The sequence below is a fragment of the Sulfitobacter sp. THAF37 genome (genome assembly GCF_009363555.1).
Classification (GTDB): Bacteria; Pseudomonadota; Alphaproteobacteria; order Rhodobacterales; family Rhodobacteraceae; genus Sulfitobacter.
Genome location: NZ_CP045373.1, coordinates 47,504 through 63,369, shown reverse-complemented (window position 1 = coordinate 63,369; position 15,866 = coordinate 47,504). Strand labels below are relative to the sequence as shown.

The following is a 15,866-nucleotide window of genomic DNA, read 5'->3' as shown; positions in this document are numbered from 1 at the left end:
CGCATTGGCGACCGCCAAGAGGCCGCCCAGACATTAATGTGCTTGCCCGGACCCCGTCATCGGGTCCGGGCAAATGCCTTAGATCACGAAACCGCCACCGCAGATGACGTGCTGGCCTGAAATGAAGTTCGATTCCGGCGCACAGAACAGATAGACGGCACCGGCAGCTTCTTCCGGAGTGCCGACCCGGCCCAGCGGGATCATGCGCTCCATCTGGGACAGGAGATCGGGATTCACGCCGACCTTGATCTCTTTTTCTTCGACCTTGATCGTGCTGTCGCCATCCGCGCTGCCTTCGGTCAAGCGGGTGCGAATCGGGCCGAAGGCGACGGCGTTGACGTTGACCTTATAGCGGCCCCATTCCTTGGCCATCGTCCGGGTGACCCCTAGGATACCGGCCTTTGCGGCGGAATAGTTGATCTGGCCAGCATTGCCGCCGGTCCCTGCGATGGACGAGATGTTGACCACCTTGCGGAACACCTCTTGCCCGGCGGCGGCCTCTTCCTTGGCCTTGGCGCTGATCACCGGCTGGGCAGCGCGCAGGATCTTGAAAGGTGCCGTCAGGTGGACGTCGATGATCGCCTGCCACTGTTCGTCGGACATCTTCTGAACGACGCTATCCCAAGTGTAGCCTGCGTTGTTCACGATGATGTCTAACCCGCCAAAGCTGTCCACGCCGGTCTTGATGAACCGTTCGGCAAAACCGTCTTCGGTGACGCTGCCGGCACAGACCACGGCCTCAGCTCCCATTGCGCGCACCGCCTCGGCGGTTTCATTGGCCGGATCCGCATCCAGATCGTTGATCACCAGCCGGGCCCCTTCCGAGGCCAGTTTGAGAGCGATTTCGCGGCCAATGCCCCGGCCCGAGCCCGAGACCAGCGCCACGCGCCCGTCGAGTTTTCCAGTCATATTGATTCCTCCCGAAAGGCGCTATCAGGCTTTTTCATAAAGCGTGGTGACGCAGGCCCCGCCGAGGCCCAGATTGTGCTGAAGCGCCAGACGTGCGCCATCAACCTGGCGCGCATCTGCCTGGCCGCGAAGCTGCTGAACGAGCTCGGTACATTGCGCTAGGCCGGTCGCCCCAAGCGGATGGCCTTTGGACAAAAGACCGCCCGACGGGTTGGTCACGTATTTTCCGCCGTAGGTGTTGTCGCCATCATCAACGAATTTCGCCGCTTCGCCGCGACCGCAAAGGCCAAGCGCCTCATAGGTGATAAGCTCGTTGTGGGCGAAACAGTCGTGCAGTTCGACCACATCCACGTCCTCGGGCCCGATGCCCGCGTCCTCGTAAACCTGATCGGCGGCGCGCTTGGCCATCGAAAAGCCGACCACTTCGCGCATGTCATGGGCTTCGAAAGTTTCCGGTCCGTCTGTTGTCATGGCCTGCGCCGCGATCCGAACGGAACTGTCCAATCCGTGCTTGTCGGCGAATTCCTTGGAACAAATGATCGCCGCCGCCGCGCCACAGGTTGGCGGACAGGCCATGAGCTTGGTCATGACGCCGGGCCAGACGACCTGGGCGGCCATGACATCTTCCGCCGTCACCTCCTGCCGGAACAGGGCAACCGGATTCTTCGCAGCATGTCGGCTGGCCTTGGCGCGGATCTTGGCGAAGGTCTCGACGGGTGTGCCGAACTCGTCCATATGCGCCTTGCCCGCACCGCCAAAGTACCGCAGTGCCAGCGGGATTTCGGAACGGCCAACCAGATCGTCGGTTTCACTGTCGAATGCCGCAAACGGGCTGACCCGGTCATGGAACATCGCACCGATTGCGCCGGGCTGCATCTGTTCGAACCCAAGTGCCAGAGCACATTCGACCGCGCCGCTTTCAACTGCCTGCCTGGCCAGGAACAGGGCGGACGATCCGGTCGAGCAGTTGTTGTTCACATTCAGAACCGGGATGCCTGTCATTCCGACATGGTACAGGGCGCGCTGACCGCAGGTGCTGTCGCCATAGACATAGCCAACATAGGCCTGTTGGACTTTATCATAATCCAACCCCGCGTCTGCCAGAGCGGACCGGGTCGCAGCGGTCGCCATCACATCGTAGCTTTCGGATTTTCCCGGCTTCTGGAACGGGACCATCCCAACGCCTGCAACATAGGCTTTGTCTGTCATTTCTCTCTCTCCCAAGTTCGGTCAGGCCACCCTAATCGGTCCGCCAGCCTATTTTCTACCATTTGTTAGATTTTAAATCCCAACCTTGGGAAGTGTCAATATCGCCAAGCTGTGACGTAGGGAGCTTGCGCTATTTTCTAACTTGTGTTTGTTTTCGGGCCACACGCCCTGATCGGCGGCACAATTGAGGGATTCTGGTCCCGGCGCAACCGCTGACAAGCGTTTAGCACTCAGCTTACGAAAGGTGGTCGGAATGGCATACTGTTATGAGTTCAAGGGTTTTATACCCGTCGTGCCCGAGGATACATATGTCCACCCCCAGGCCGTTCTGATCGGAAATGTCATCTTGGGTCATGGATGCTACATCGGCCCCGGAGCAAGCTTGCGGGGCGATTTCGGCAGGATCGTGATCGGGGATGGAGCCAATGTTCAGGACAATTGCATCATCCATTCCTTTCCCGGCCGCGACGCCGTGGTGGAAAGCGACGGCCACATCGGCCATGGCGCGATCCTGCACGGTTGCACAGTGGGCCGGAACGCTCTGGTCGGAATGAATTCCGTCATTATGGATGGTGTAGAGCTTGGGGCGGAATCGATTGTCGGCGCGCAGGCGTTTGTGCGTGGCGAAACCGTGATTCCGCCGCGTTCGATGGTGGTGGGATCGCCGGCAAAGGTGATCCGCGAGGTCAGCGAGAAAGAAATCGCGTGGAAAACGCGCGGCACCGCGGAATACCAGCAACTTGCGCGCGACTGTCTGGCCGGATTGACGCCGGTCGAGCCGCTGAAGGCGGTCGAGGCAAACCGGCCCGGCATGGCGGCCTCTGACGTCGTCTCCATTCAGGAGGCGCGGCGGACATCGTCCTGACCGGTCCGGGAACCGGACCGGTCAGGACTACTTCAGATTCCGAAAGCACCAGATGGAAGCGCCTTGACGCGGAACGGCACTCCCCGACCCGGTGTGCCGTCCCTCAAGCCTTTACAGACGGAAGATCCCGTAGTGCGGATCGTCGATCGGTGCATTGAGCGAGGCAGAAATCGACATGCCAAGCGCGTTGCGTGTGTCCGCCGGATCGAGGATGCCGTCGTCCCACAATTCCGAGGTCGAGGTATAAGCCTCGACATCGCGCTTGTATTTTTCCAGCACCGGTTCGCGGATCGCGGCGATTTCTTCTTCGGTCAGCTCTTTGCCTTCGCGCTGAAGCTGCCGAATCTTGACGTCCGCCATGGTATTTGCGGCCTGATCCGCCCCCATCACGCCGATCTCGGCCTGGGGCCACATGAACAGCGTGCGCGCGTCCCAGGCCCGTCCGCACATCCCGTAGTTGCCGGCCCCGTAAGACGCATTGGCGATCACGGTAAACTTCGGCACGACCGAGCCGCCCTGCGCCATCAGCATCTTGGCGCCATCCTTGGCGATGCCTCGTTCTTCGTATTCGCGGCCCACCATATAGCCGGTGATGTTCTGGAAAAAGACCAGAGGCGTGCGGTTCTGGTTGCACAACTGCATGAAATGCGCTGCCTTGAGCGAACTGTCGTTGAACAGCACCCCGTTGTTGGCAAGGATGCCGACCTTGTAACCCCAGATATGGGCAAAGCCGCAAACCATCGTGGTGCCATAGTCGGGCTGGTATTCGTGAAAGCGCGAGCCATCGACGATCCGCGCCAGAACCTCGCGCATATCAAACTGGGTTTTCCGGTCCTTGGGGATGATCCCATAAAGCTCCTTGGGGTCGTAGTATGGCTCTTCAAAAGCGGCGGTTTCGATGATCGTTTTCGGGGTGCGCATCCATTGGCTGACAATCTCGCGCGCCAGTGAAAAGGCGTGTTGTTCGGTCGCGGCGCGATAGTCGCCGGTGCCCGATACCGAGGTGTGCATGACCGCGCCGCCAAGCTCCTGAACACCGACCTCTTCGCCGGTAGCCGCCTTGACCAGCGGGGGACCGCCAAGGAAAATCGCGCCTGTGCCTTCGATGATGATGTTGTAGTCGCTCAGCGTCGGCACATAGGCACCGCCAGCCGTGCAGTGTCCGCCGACCACGGCAATCTGCGGGATATTGGCCTGGCTCAGCTTGACCTGGTTGCGGAACACCCGCCCGCCCAGATACCGGTCGGGAAACACCCCGTGCTGCAGCGGCAGGAAACCGCCCGCGCTGTCGCAGATATGGATGACCGGCAGACGGTTTTCCAGCGCGACATCCAGAAGACGCACGACCTTTTTCACGGTATGCGGATACCAGGCACCGCCCTTGACGCTGGCATCATTGGCATGAATGGCGACCTCGCGGCCTTGCACGATGCCGATCCCCGTAACCACGCCTGCGCCGGGCACCACCCCGTCATATTCACGACAGGCCGCCAGGGTTGAAAATTCCAAAAACGGAGTGCCGGGGTCCAGCAGCAGTTTCAACCGCTCGCGCACGCCCAGTTTGTTCTGGCGGGCGAGGCGGTCGATATCGCGTTGCGGACGTTCGAAACGCGCCGCGTGCTGGCGAGCGTGGAATTCCTTCAGCCGTTCAGACATGGCGGCGAAATTTGCCTTGTAGTCGGCGGCATTGGTGTCGATCTGACTTTCAATTCTGCGCATGGTCACTCCTCCTCCGGAGCCAATTGGGCCAGGATGTCTTTCAGACCAAAACTGTCGCCTTCGGCGAATGGCATTTCGGCAACGACCCCGTCGCGCGGCGCCGTCAGTGTGGTTTCCAACTTCATGCTTTCGATCACCAGAAGTGGCTGGCCTTCTTCAACCGCATCGCCGGGTTTAACCGCAACTGACACCACGACACCCGGCATGGGCGCCACCAATCGGTCGTCGCTCGCGCCACCGTCGCTTCCGGCCAGGCGTTCGGCGGGATCAACCCGCCCGACTTCGTAGGTTCGCCCGTCCATGTGCACAAAAGTTGCTTCCGGCCCCACGGCCAGTCGCAATTCGCGCACAACACCCTTGGCCCGCAGCTTGTAACCGCCCGGCAGACCCGTCGGATCCAATTGGCAGGCAACAGCGCCAGTGGGGGTGTTGAGCACGAACCGGCTGCCATCATGACCCAGCCAGCAATCAGTCTCTTCTCCGTCGATCTGAAAAATCCGTTGCATCAGTTTCTCCACCCACCCATCTTGCGGTACATTTCCGGTATCTGCATTACGTCACTCACCAGGCGCTCGTCCGATAGGGCCGCCGCCGCTATCAGCAAGTCAGAGACATCTTCGCCCGGCGCGGTTAGCGTTTCGGATTGTTCAGCCAGGAAGCCAGTTGAAACGTCACCAGAGGCGAAATCCGGATGTGCAAGGATTGCATCCAGGTAACCGGTGTTGGTCGTTACCCCGAGAATCACATAGCTTTGCACCGCGCTCCGGGCACGGGCGATGGCCTGCGCGCGATCCGGGCCATGCACGATCAGCTTGGACAACATCGGGTCGAAGTCGGTCGTTACCTTGCCGCCATCCAGAATGCCGCTGTCTACGCGGATCCCCTCGCCCTGGGGTTCGTCCAGCAGCAGGATATTGCCGATCGCGGGGCGAAAATCGGCGGTCGCATCCTCGGCACAGATGCGCAGTTCGATCGAGTGTCCGGTTTGGGGAATATCCGCCTGCACGGCGCTCAGCCCGTCGCCCGCCGCGACACGCAGCTGCTCGGCAACCAGATCAAAGCCGGTTACCATCTCGGTCACCGGATGTTCGACCTGAAGGCGGGTGTTCATTTCCAGGAAATAAAAGGCCCCATCCTGTGCATAGATGAATTCGACAGTCCCTGCCCCGCGGTATTTGACGGCGCGGGCAATTCCGGCAGCGGTCTCGCAGATCTCATCCCGTTGCTCGGGGGTCAGCGCCGGTGACGGCGTTTCCTCGATAATCTTCTGGAACCGGCGCTGGATCGAACATTCACGTTCCCAGAAATGGACCACGTTGCCCTGTCCGTCGCCCATCACCTGCACCTCGATATGGCGCGGGCGTTCGATATAGCGTTCGACGAAAAGCCGCCCGTCGCCGAAATATCGTTCGCCTTCGCGGCGCGCGGTTTCGATTTCGGTCTCCAGCGTGCTGTCCTCGCGTACGACGCGCATGCCCTTGCCGCCACCGCCGGCCGAGGGCTTGATGAGCAGCGGATAGCCAACGGCGCGTGCGCGTTCGACAAAGCTCGCCGGATCATCATCCTCGATGGCCGAGGGGGCGACGGGAAACCCGCGTTCCTCGACGAAGGCGCGGGCGCGGACCTTGTCCCCCATCAGGTCGATGACCTCGGACGTCGGGCCGACAAAGGTCACTCCGGCTTTTTCCAGCGCCGCGACAAAACCGGCATTCTCTGACAGAAAGCCATAGCCGGGATGAACCGCGTCCGCGCCGATCCCTTTGGCGGCTTCGACGATCTGAGGAATATCGAGATAGGCGGCCACGGGCGTCGGGCCGTCGATCATCACGACCTCATCTGCGATCAGATGCGCCGGCCCCTCTTGCTCGGCGACATGACGCAACACGGCAGTCGCAAGCCCGCGGGCCTTAGCGGTGCGCAACACGCGCGCCGCGATCTCGCCCCGATTGGCGACCAGGAGTTTCGAAATGGTCATGGTGTCGTCCTCTTAGTTCCGGGCCGCGGCATTCAGTCCGTCACGTGCGGCCAGATCGGCTGGCACGGGAATTTCGATATCAAGCAGCATCTGCGCGAACCCTTTGCCCTGCGGGTCTATGCGGACCGAGGCGATGCCGCCACCGCCAAGCGATTCATGCAACAGGAAATTCAGCGAATGGCTTCCAGGCAAGTCGAACCGTTCTACCCTGCCGTCGCAGACATGGGCGAAATAGTCCTTCACCACCTCTTCGCTGAGAGCCGAGCGGATATATGGTAGGTAGTCCGGCTTGCGCGCGAGGATGCCGATATTGGCGATGTCCCCCTTGTCGCCCGAGCGGCCCCAGGCCAAATCGACGAGGCGGACCTTGACAACGTCCGGACCGGGCTCGCGGCTATCTGCGGGCGGTGCGGCAGGCGGATCAAGGTGGACTGGCGTAGTGGCCACGCTCACGGGCACATCCTTGCCGTCGACCTCGACCGCGACGGGGGTTTCGGCCTTGCTCTGAAGGAAGGAAAATAGACGGACCACCGGCTGCACCTTTGGCCGTCCGGCGAAGAACCCGGTCAGACCCTGCGCGGTCGAAATCGCCATCGGTGCGATTTCGCCGGCAAAGATGTTCAGCGCGGCGCGATCGTCATGGACCGCGCCGATCTTGAGCACCACCTCGCGGGTCCGGGCGCGCGCATTTGCGCCGTAGGCCGCCTCGGCCCCCAGCACCTCGACGCTGACCTGCCGGAAATCTCCCATGTTGCGGTCGCGGAAAATCCGGCGACAGCGGGTCAGGATCGCCTCGGCCACACGTTCGGCCTTGGCGGGTGCGTCAATCGCGGCCAGTGTCAGGGTAGAGACCGCGCGCCAGCCATCGGCATGGGTCGCCGACACCTTGTAGCTGTCGGTGCGCCCAAGCCCCCTGCCGCCCTTGACCAGCACCCGGTCGGGTCCGACCTGTTCCAGGGTGACCCCGGACCAGTCGCAGATCACGTCGGGCAACAGGTAGGCGCGCGGGTCCCCGATTTCATAGAGCATCTGCTCTCCGACTGACCCGGGCACGACCAGCCCGCCGGTGTCAGGCGTCTTGGTCATGATGAAACTGCCGTCTTCGGACACCTCGACGATGGGCATGCCCATATTGTCCCAACCCGGCACGTCCTGCCAGTCGGTGAAGTTGCCGCCGGTTCCCTGGGGGCCGCATTCGATCAGGTGGCCGGCCAGCGATCCCTGGCTGAGCTTGTCCCAGTCATCGTCGCCCCAACCGTATTCATGCATCAGGGGACCAAGCGCGACCGCGCTGTCGGCGCAGCGTCCGGTGATCACGATGTCGGCCCCGGCATCCAGCGCGGCAGCGATGGGGCGGGCACCCAGATAGGCATTCATGCTCCAGATATCATCTGGAAATGCGACACCCGAGAACATTTCCGTCTGACCGTTTTTGCGAATTTCATCGGCCCTGGGCAACAGGTCATCGCCTAGCACGACTCCGACGGACAGATCGATCCCGGCCTGGGCGGCGGCTTTGGCAAGCGCATCGCTGCAGCCACGCGGGTTCACGCCCCCTGCATTGGCAACGACCTTGATCCCTTTTGCCTTGATATCCGACAACCAGGGTGCCAGCGCCTTGACGAAGTCCGGCGCATAGCCCGACTCGGGCGCTTTGGCGCGGGCCCGCGCCATCAGCGACATTGTCACCTCTGCCAGATAGTCAAACACCAGATAGTCGATCTCGCCCTTTGAGACCAGTTGACCGATCGCTTCCGGCGTATCGCCCCAGAAACCCGACGCGCATCCGATGCGCAGCTTTCGTTCCGACATATTCCTCTCCTCCCCGTTTGATCAGCGGCCCGTCCATTCGGGTTTGCGCTTCTCAATAAAGGCATCAAAGCCTTCGCGCGCGTCTTCGGTCTGCGCCACACGCGGTAACAGTGTTTCTGCAAACCGCATCTGCTGCGGATAGGTCATGTCCTCCATCGCGTGACAGGCGTATTTTCCCAGCCGGATCGCGCTCGGCGACTGCGCGGCGATCTGGGCAACCAGTTCTGCAACCTTGTCGTCCAGCCCCGCGGCATCGGTCACATAGTTGACCAGATTGAACTGCAGGGCTTCCTCGGCCGTCAGAGGAACGCCGGTGATGAACATCTCCATCAGCCTCCGCCGGGGCAGCACGCGCATCATGGGTGGCACGATCGTCATGGGAAACAGACCCACCTTCACTTCCGGCGTTCCGATGCGAGCATGATCCGCCATCACAGCCAGATCGCAGGCACAGATGATGCCCGCTCCTGCCCCCATAGCGACGCCATTGATGCGCGCGATCGTTGGCTTTCGGCACGCCTGTATCGTCTCGAACAACCTTCCGGCAAAATGATCCGGGTCCGCCGGATCCTGAACAAACGGGCCGCCATCCGCCCCCGCCTTGATGTCGCCCCCGGCACAGAAGGCGCGCTCGCCCTCGCCGGTCAGAACGATCACGCGGCAATCGCTGTCCCTCTCGGCAGCACATATGGCGGCCATGATCCCGTCTGCGACCTCACGGTTGAGGGCATTTCGATTGTCAGGACGTCGAATCGTGATACGCACTTCTTTGCCGAGCGCCTGCGATTGAACAACGCTCTCAGTCATTTCCGAAGCTCCCCCCCCCTCTGTATTGCAGGACACCGCGCTTTCTTACGTCAGGTCGTCAAAAGCTTGGCTTGATCTATTTTCTAACATATGTTTGATTTTGGTCAACACGGCGGACGACATTTTTCGGGAGGATGATATGACCACTCAAAGTGAGGCCATCTCGGCTGATCTGGAAGCCATCAGGGCGAACTATTCTTTGACTGATGAGCAACGGCAGATCGTCGATCACGTGGATCGGGTGTCGCGCGAGGTGCTACACCCACTGCAAGCGCGTATGGATGACGAGGAATGGTGGCCCGATGATCTGTTCAAGCAGATGGGCGAGCTGGGCCTGCTGGGGATTACCGCACCCGAAGAGCTTGGCGGATCGGGACAGAACGAGTTCACCCAGGCGCTGGTGTCCGAGGTGATTTCGAAGTGGAATCCGGCTGTGGGCCTCTCACACGGGGCGCATGACAACCTGTGCCTGAATAACCTGCTGCGCAATGGATCCGAAGAGCATGTGAAGAAATACGTGCCGGGCCTTTGCTCGGGCGAGCTGGTTGGTGCTTTGGGCCTGACCGAACCGGGTGCGGGATCCGATGCGCTCGGATCCATGGCCACAACTGCCCGCCGCGACGGTGATGATTATGTCATCAACGGCTCGAAGATTTACATCACCAACGGCCCCATTGCCGATGTGATCCTGCTTTATGCCAAAACCGACAAGTCGAAGGGCGCCAAGGGCATTTCTGCTTTCATCATCGAGACGGACAATCCCGGTTTCAAGGTGGCGCAAAAGCTTGACAAGATGGGCTTTCGCGGCTCGCCAACCGGAGAACTGGTGTTTGAGGATTGCCGCGTACCCGCATCCGCCATGGTTGGACCGGAAAACACCGGCGTTTCGGTGGTAATGAGCGGGTTGGATCTGGAGCGTGCTATGGTTGCCTCAGTCTGCGTTGGCATGGCCGAACGCGCCCTGGAACTAGGGCTGGAATACGCCAAGATTCGCGAACAATTCGGCAAACCGATTGCAAGTTTCCAGATGATGCAGTCGAAACTGGCCGAGATCTACACCGAGGTCGAAACCGCGCGCGCATTCGGTTATCGGGCACTGGCCGCCTGTACGGGCCTACCAAAAGGGGCCGGGGGCCGTGGCGAAATCCACAAACTGACCGCGGCGGCCTGTCTTTACGCAGGCGAGGCATTCAACAAGGCGGTGACCGAAGCCTGTCATATTCATGGTGGCTCTGGCTACATGCAGGACACCGAGATCAACCGGCTGTTCCGCGCCAACAAATTGTTGGAGATCGGCGCGGGAACAAGCGAAGTCCGCAAGATCATCATTGCCGAAGAACTTTTGCGCGCCTGAGGGGGACGAGACAATGAACAAGCAACTGCGCAACGACACCGCTCTGCCAACACATTTCATGACGGACGAACAGCAGGCCCTGGCCGATCAGGCCGGCAAGTTCTTCATGTCCGAATTCCACCATCTGAATGCGGAAATGGACGATACTGATGACCTGCCGTCTTCGGTTTTCCCCAAGCTGGGCGAAATGGGCTACCTGGGACTGAACGTGCCGACGGAATTCGGCGGTGCCGGGCTCGATTTTACCTCGGCCTGTATCATCACCGAGGAAATGTCGCGCGCCTCGGCGGCCATCGGACTGACCCATGTGGCGCACGACAACCTCTGCGTCAATAATATCTATCGCAACGCCAATGACGAGTTGCGCCGAAAATACCTGCCAGGTCTGTGCGACGGCACGCTGGTGGGTGCCCTGGGTCTGACCGAACCCGGCGCGGGGTCTGATGCGCTTGGCTCGATGCGGACCACGGCCAAAAAGGATGGCGACGACTACATCCTGAACGGCGCCAAGATCTACATCACCAATGGGCCGATTGCCGATCTGGTGCTGGTCTATGCCAAGACATCGCCCGAAAAAGGGGCCAAGGGCATTTCCGCCTTTATCGTGGAAACCGACACGCCCGGTTTCAAGGTGGCGCAGAAGCTGAACAAGATGGGATTCCGGGGCTCGCCGACGGGCGAACTGGTATTCGAAGATTGCCGTGTTCCGGCCAGAAACATGGTCGGCAAGCTGGATGGCGGGGTTGCCGTTACCATGTCCGGACTTGATCTGGAACGTGCCATCGTCTGTTTCAACGCTCTGGGCATTGCGCAGCGGGCGCTGGATATTTCCATCGATTACGCCAAGACACGCCAGCAATTCGGCAAACCGATCGCCAGTTTTCAGATGGTTCAGGCGATGCTGGCCGACATGTATACGCAGATCGAGGCCGCGCGGAGCCTGTCCTTGCGCACCGCTGCCATGTGTGAAGGCCTCGAAGAGGGCGAAGGCGGGCGCGGCGAAATACACAAGCTCACCGCTGCGGCGATCTACAAGGCCGCTGAGGCGACATCCTTCGTGCTGGACAAAGCTGTCCAGATTCACGGCGGCTCGGGTTACATGCGTGATACAGAAGTGAACCGGCTATACCGGACCGGTCGCGTGCTTGAGGTCGGCGCAGGCACCCAGGAGGTTCGCAAACTCATCATCTCTGGCGAATTGCTGAAGAACTAGGGGCGGAACATGAGCGAAGCGAAATCAAGGCGTTACGCGTCGGATCTCATGGCGGGTCAAGTTGCCCTGGTCACGGGGTCCGGATCTGGAATGGGCCGGGCGACGGCGATCGAAATGGCCGCTTGCGGGGCAAGGCTTGCGCTGTTCGCGCGCCGCGAAGAGCCGCTGGAAGAGACCGCCGAAATGATCCGGGCGGCGGGGGGCGAGGCCTTTGTCGTGCCCGGAGACACCCGCGACGAAGACAGTATCGAAGCTGCGATGGGGCGGATCAAGGACCACTATGGGCAGTTGGATGTTTTGGTGAACAATGCCGGCGGCCAGTATATCGCGGCCGCCCGCGATATCACCAACAAGGGCTTCGAAGCCGTGATCCGCAACAACCTGATCGGATCTTGGCAGATGACCCGGGCAGCGGCGGATCACTTCATGTACGACAATGGTGGATCGGTTGTGTTTGTCACCGCCATCTCTGCGCGCACCGCGCTTACCGGCTTTACACACACCGTCGCCGCCCGCGCCGGTGTGACGGGCATGATGAAAACGCTGGCCGCCGAATGGGGCGAGTACGGCATCCGGCTGAACTGTGTCGCGCCGGGCACGATCAAGACCGATGCGCTTGGCCGCTATCCGATTCCGCCGGAACAGTGGAAAAAGCTGAACCGCTCGGTGCTAAACCGGATGGGGGCGGCCGAGGACATCGCAGGCACGATCATTTTCCTGGCCTCGAAACTTGGCGGTTTCATCACCGGAGAAGACATTTATGTAGACGGCGGTGAAACCTTGCATATGGGTCATGACGCGCGGGACATGATCAACCCCGCGATGTTCGAGAAACGCGAACGGGGAGATGGCAAGAATGAATAAACAGCCCGTCCTTCTGGAGATTTCCGACAGGATCGCTACGGTTACGCTGAACGACCCCGAGCGGCGCAACCCGGTCACCGGCAACGACATGATCGCTGCCCTTCTGGAGACCTTCGCCAAGGTGCAGGCCGATCCTCAGGTCAGCGTGATGATCCTGACCGGGGCCGACCCGGCCTTTTGTGCAGGCGGGGACATCAAGGAGATGAACGATCCCGACAGCGTGTTCCGCAAGGAGCCGCTGGCGGCGGCGCAGAGTTATGTTGATGGGGTGCAGCGGCTGCCGCTTGCGCTCTACAACATGGATATTCCGACGATCGCCGCAGTCAACGGCCCGGCGGTGGGCGCGGGGTGCGACCTGACCATGATGTGCGACATGCGCATCGCGTCAGAAAAAGCAAGGTTCGGCGAGGTGTTTCTGAATCTCGGAATCATTCCGGGCGATGCGGGCAGCTGGTTCCTGTTGCGTCGTCTGGGCCACCAGAAGGCCGCCGATCTGACCTTCTCGGGGCGCATGGTCGAGGCCAAGGAAGCGCTGGAGCTTGGTATGGTGCTTGAACTTGTGCCTCATGAAAAATTGATGGAACGGGCCCGTGAACGGGCCGCTGTCATCGCCGCGAAACCGCCGCGCGCGGTGCGGGTCGCCAAGCGTCTGATGCGCAATGCCGAACGGATGGACCTGCCGGATTTCCTGAATTCCGCGGCGGCCTATCAGGCGCTCATGCATCAGACCGAAGACCACCACGAGGCGGTTGCTGCGTTCGTCGAAAAACGAAAACCCAATTTCACGGGGCGTTAAAGGAAAGATCGCATGTCAGACATCACCCAAAAGAAGATGGAGCAAATCGCGCAGATGTGGAATGCGCGCGGCAAGGGTCTGATAACGCATATGGCGCTTGAGATCGAAGAGGTCTCGACGGAAGGTGTTCGGGTTCGGATGCCGTTCAATCCGGACTTTTGCGTCGATGCGGAACAATCGCTGCTCCACGGTGGTATCCTGACGGCACTTCTGGACAGTGTCTTTGGACTGGCGAACTTTGTTGCCATCGAAGGCGTCAGTACCATGGCCACTCTTGACCTCAGAGTTGATTACCTGCGCCCGGCCCGTTCGCGCGCGGATGTCATCGTTCAAGCGCATTGTTTTCGCAAGACCCGCCACATCGCCTTCAATTCCGGCAGCGTCTGGTTCGCGGGCCATGAGGATGCTGAAATAGCTAGGGGAACCGCCTCGTTTGCATTGACGCGCGGCGAAACCAGCCTGTTTGACGCAATGACAAAAGGAAAAACCTCGTGATGGACGTGCAAACTGTCAATGCCAATGTATCCCGGGTGCCGTTCTTCCGATTTCTCAACTTTGAGGTCAGAAGTCTAGACAGTCTCCATGCTGAGGCGGAAATGACCTTTGATGACCGCCATATCGGTAACCCGATCATGGAGTACTACCATGGCGGCATAATCGCGAGTTTTATGGAGGCCACTGCCGCCATCGCGGTACAGCCCGATTTCGCCGACGTTCCGGCCAAGCCGATCAACCTGACCGTCGATTACCTCAGACCCGGTGTGAAGGGACCGCTTTTTGCGCGCGCTAACGTCACGCGCAAAGGCAAGCGGATGGCAAGCGTCAGCGTGCTCAGCTGGCAGACGGATCGGGAAAAGGCGGTTGCCGAAGGGCTGTATCACTTCCTTCTGGTCTGACCGGGGCAACCGCTTTCAGGGCTACCTTGTCCTGTGGACGGGGTCGCTTCCCGGTTACAAATGCCTTCCAATAGCAGATTGATGAGCATGCTGGAGAATTCAGGCAGTGATAGATATCCTTCCACTCCTGCCTTGTTCGGGTCGAACCATTCCACCGTCCAGTTTAAGGCACCCAACATCACTTGGCGCAAGGGGACGATCTTGATATCCGACCGTATGGCACCGTCGTCCTGAGCTTCACGGAGTATCCGATCCCAGAGTTTTCCATACTCATGGCGAATACCCCTGTGCCTCTCCCTGAAATGATTGGGGAGCATTCCATAGCTTCTGATATTCGCCGAGGTGAATTCACTTGCCTTGAAGAGGAAATCCAGGTGCGCCCAGATTGCAGTCGCTATCTTGGCGTGATGATCGTACGGGGCATCGAATTTCCGAACGGCGGCTTCGACACCTGATAGCAAGTCCCTCAGTCCGGCGTTTAGAACTTCGTCAACGATCGCTTCTTTGGAGTTGAAATGGTAATAGACGCTGCCCGCTTTCATGTCCGCTTCTTCCGCGATCTTTCTCAGCGTGGTCGCCTTGTAGCCATTGTCCCTCAGAACGCGCGCTGCGGCCTTTAGAATTTCTGCACGGGTCTTAGCCGCCTTGCTGTCGGGATCCGGGGTTTTGGCGGTAGTGGCGGGGCACAGCTTCAAGCCTTCGGTATCCGCCTTGCGATGTGGACACATTCCGTCAAGTATCAGCTTACTCATTCGTTCCGCGAGTATGCGCACCGGATACGAGTCGACATCGTACCATTCTACGGTCCAGTTCATGGCACTCAGGATGAACTGGCGGATCACAGCAGTGGATATGTCGCTTCGAAGGTGGTCGGCGCGTTTGGCGTCATTCAGGAATTTGCCCCAGGCACCCGCATATGATGCACGCAATTCGCGATGCGGGGCGCGTGTTTCGTCCGACAACATCGGATAGTTCCGAATATTGGCTGACGTAAAGTCGCTGTCGGTCAATAGGTAGGCAAGGTGTGTTTCAATCAGCAGTCCGAAAGTCTTGCGAAAATCCTCCGAACTTGTCGGTGCCGACCGAACGATTTCACTGACCGCCTGATATAGTTGACGGACGCCAAGATCGAGAACTTCGCTCAGAATCTGGTCCTTGGATTGAAAATGATAATAAATGCTGCCGGCCTCAATGCCAGCTTCCTGCGCGATGTCGCGCATAGTCGTTGCGTGATAGCCTTCATACCGAAAAAGTCGCGCAGCCGCCGAAAGGATACCCTCACGTGTCCTCTCAGACTTGCTCAAGTCTTCGCTCAGTGTCCTGGGGGGGGCAGTCTTGTGTACCATTTCATTTCGATACTTGCGGGACACGAGACTGTCCATTGCATTAAATCTAACAAATGTTAGAATAATCCAAGGAACGTTCCGAATCAAGTTCTTGACAAAGG

The 15,866-nt window shown here is 59.9% G+C and carries 15 protein-coding genes; 7 read left to right on the top strand and 8 right to left on the bottom strand.

Annotation, left to right across the window (positions count from 1 at the left end; all coding sequences use genetic code 11):
• Positions 1–78: 78 nt before the first annotated feature.
• Both FIU94_RS17085 and FIU94_RS17080 read right to left on the bottom strand, forming a co-directional pair.
• Positions 79–909 carry an SDR family NAD(P)-dependent oxidoreductase gene (locus tag FIU94_RS17085; protein ID WP_027264429.1) on the bottom strand — a complete coding sequence of 277 codons (831 nt, stop codon included), beginning with the start codon at positions 907–909 and terminating at the stop codon, positions 79–81.
• Positions 910–933: 24 nt separating this feature from the next.
• On the bottom strand, positions 934–2,118 hold the full coding sequence (locus FIU94_RS17080; RefSeq protein WP_152467141.1) for a lipid-transfer protein: 1,185 nt from the start codon (positions 2,116–2,118) through the stop codon (positions 934–936).
• 253 nt (positions 2,119–2,371) lie between these two features.
• Between FIU94_RS17080 and FIU94_RS17075 the strand changes: the two genes are divergently transcribed.
• Entirely contained in the window at positions 2,372–2,983 is a 612-nt protein-coding gene (locus FIU94_RS17075) for a transferase hexapeptide repeat family protein (protein WP_043753615.1), read from the top strand.
• A gap of 111 nt (positions 2,984–3,094) precedes the next feature.
• On the opposite strand, the gene FIU94_RS17070 is transcribed toward FIU94_RS17075, so the two are convergent.
• The 5 genes from FIU94_RS17070 to FIU94_RS17050 are packed head-to-tail and all read right to left on the bottom strand — an operon-like array spanning position 3,095 to position 9,296.
• Positions 3,095–4,702: an acyl-CoA carboxylase subunit beta gene (locus tag FIU94_RS17070; RefSeq protein WP_043753618.1), complete on the bottom strand. Its 1,608-nt coding sequence runs from the start codon at positions 4,700–4,702 to the stop codon at positions 3,095–3,097.
• 2 nt (positions 4,703–4,704) lie between these two features.
• Positions 4,705–5,220, bottom strand: coding sequence for an acetyl-CoA carboxylase biotin carboxyl carrier protein subunit (locus FIU94_RS17065; RefSeq protein WP_152467140.1), 516 nt, complete (start codon positions 5,218–5,220; stop codon positions 4,705–4,707).
• The gene (locus FIU94_RS17060) at positions 5,208–6,677 is read right to left on the bottom strand and encodes an acetyl/propionyl/methylcrotonyl-CoA carboxylase subunit alpha (protein ID WP_136340206.1); all 1,470 of its coding nucleotides are present in this window, start codon (positions 6,675–6,677) and stop codon (positions 5,208–5,210) included. The genes FIU94_RS17065 and FIU94_RS17060 overlap by 13 nt, the downstream gene beginning before the upstream one ends.
• A gap of 12 nt (positions 6,678–6,689) precedes the next feature.
• Positions 6,690–8,489: an acyclic terpene utilization AtuA family protein gene (locus FIU94_RS17055; RefSeq protein WP_152467139.1), complete on the bottom strand. Its 1,800-nt coding sequence runs from the start codon at positions 8,487–8,489 to the stop codon at positions 6,690–6,692.
• A gap of 21 nt (positions 8,490–8,510) precedes the next feature.
• Positions 8,511–9,296, bottom strand: a complete 786-nt coding sequence (locus FIU94_RS17050) for an enoyl-CoA hydratase-related protein (RefSeq protein WP_043753629.1) — start codon at positions 9,294–9,296, stop codon at positions 8,511–8,513.
• A 139-nt stretch (positions 9,297–9,435) separates the two neighbouring features.
• Between FIU94_RS17050 and FIU94_RS17045 the strand changes: the two genes are divergently transcribed.
• From FIU94_RS17045 to FIU94_RS17020, 6 genes are read left to right on the top strand one after another with little or no spacing between them, the layout of a single operon-like run.
• The gene (locus FIU94_RS17045; RefSeq protein WP_152467198.1) at positions 9,436–10,650 is read left to right on the top strand and encodes an acyl-CoA dehydrogenase family protein; all 1,215 of its coding nucleotides are present in this window, start codon (positions 9,436–9,438) and stop codon (positions 10,648–10,650) included.
• 13 nt (positions 10,651–10,663) lie between these two features.
• The gene (locus tag FIU94_RS17040; protein ID WP_152467138.1) at positions 10,664–11,863 is read left to right on the top strand and encodes an acyl-CoA dehydrogenase family protein; all 1,200 of its coding nucleotides are present in this window, start codon (positions 10,664–10,666) and stop codon (positions 11,861–11,863) included.
• Positions 11,864–11,872: 9 nt separating this feature from the next.
• Positions 11,873–12,727, top strand: coding sequence for an SDR family NAD(P)-dependent oxidoreductase (locus FIU94_RS17035; protein WP_057796873.1), 855 nt, complete (start codon positions 11,873–11,875; stop codon positions 12,725–12,727).
• Positions 12,720–13,523, top strand: a complete 804-nt coding sequence (locus FIU94_RS17030; RefSeq protein WP_152467137.1) for an enoyl-CoA hydratase-related protein — start codon at positions 12,720–12,722, stop codon at positions 13,521–13,523. The genes FIU94_RS17035 and FIU94_RS17030 overlap by 8 nt, the downstream gene beginning before the upstream one ends.
• Before the next feature lie 12 nt (positions 13,524–13,535).
• Positions 13,536–14,018 (top strand): PaaI family thioesterase, encoded by a 483-nt coding sequence (locus FIU94_RS17025; RefSeq protein WP_027264417.1) that lies wholly within the window; start codon positions 13,536–13,538, stop codon positions 14,016–14,018.
• On the top strand, positions 14,018–14,419 hold the full coding sequence (locus tag FIU94_RS17020) for a PaaI family thioesterase (protein ID WP_028093915.1): 402 nt from the start codon (positions 14,018–14,020) through the stop codon (positions 14,417–14,419). Before FIU94_RS17025 ends, FIU94_RS17020 begins: the two co-directional genes overlap by 1 nt.
• Here FIU94_RS17020 and FIU94_RS17015 read toward each other — a convergent pair.
• Positions 14,401–15,639, bottom strand: a complete 1,239-nt coding sequence (locus FIU94_RS17015; RefSeq protein WP_232237120.1) for a TetR family transcriptional regulator — start codon at positions 15,637–15,639, stop codon at positions 14,401–14,403. The two genes, FIU94_RS17020 and FIU94_RS17015, sit on opposite strands and share 19 nt — an antisense overlap.
• Positions 15,640–15,866: the final 227 nt, after the last annotated feature.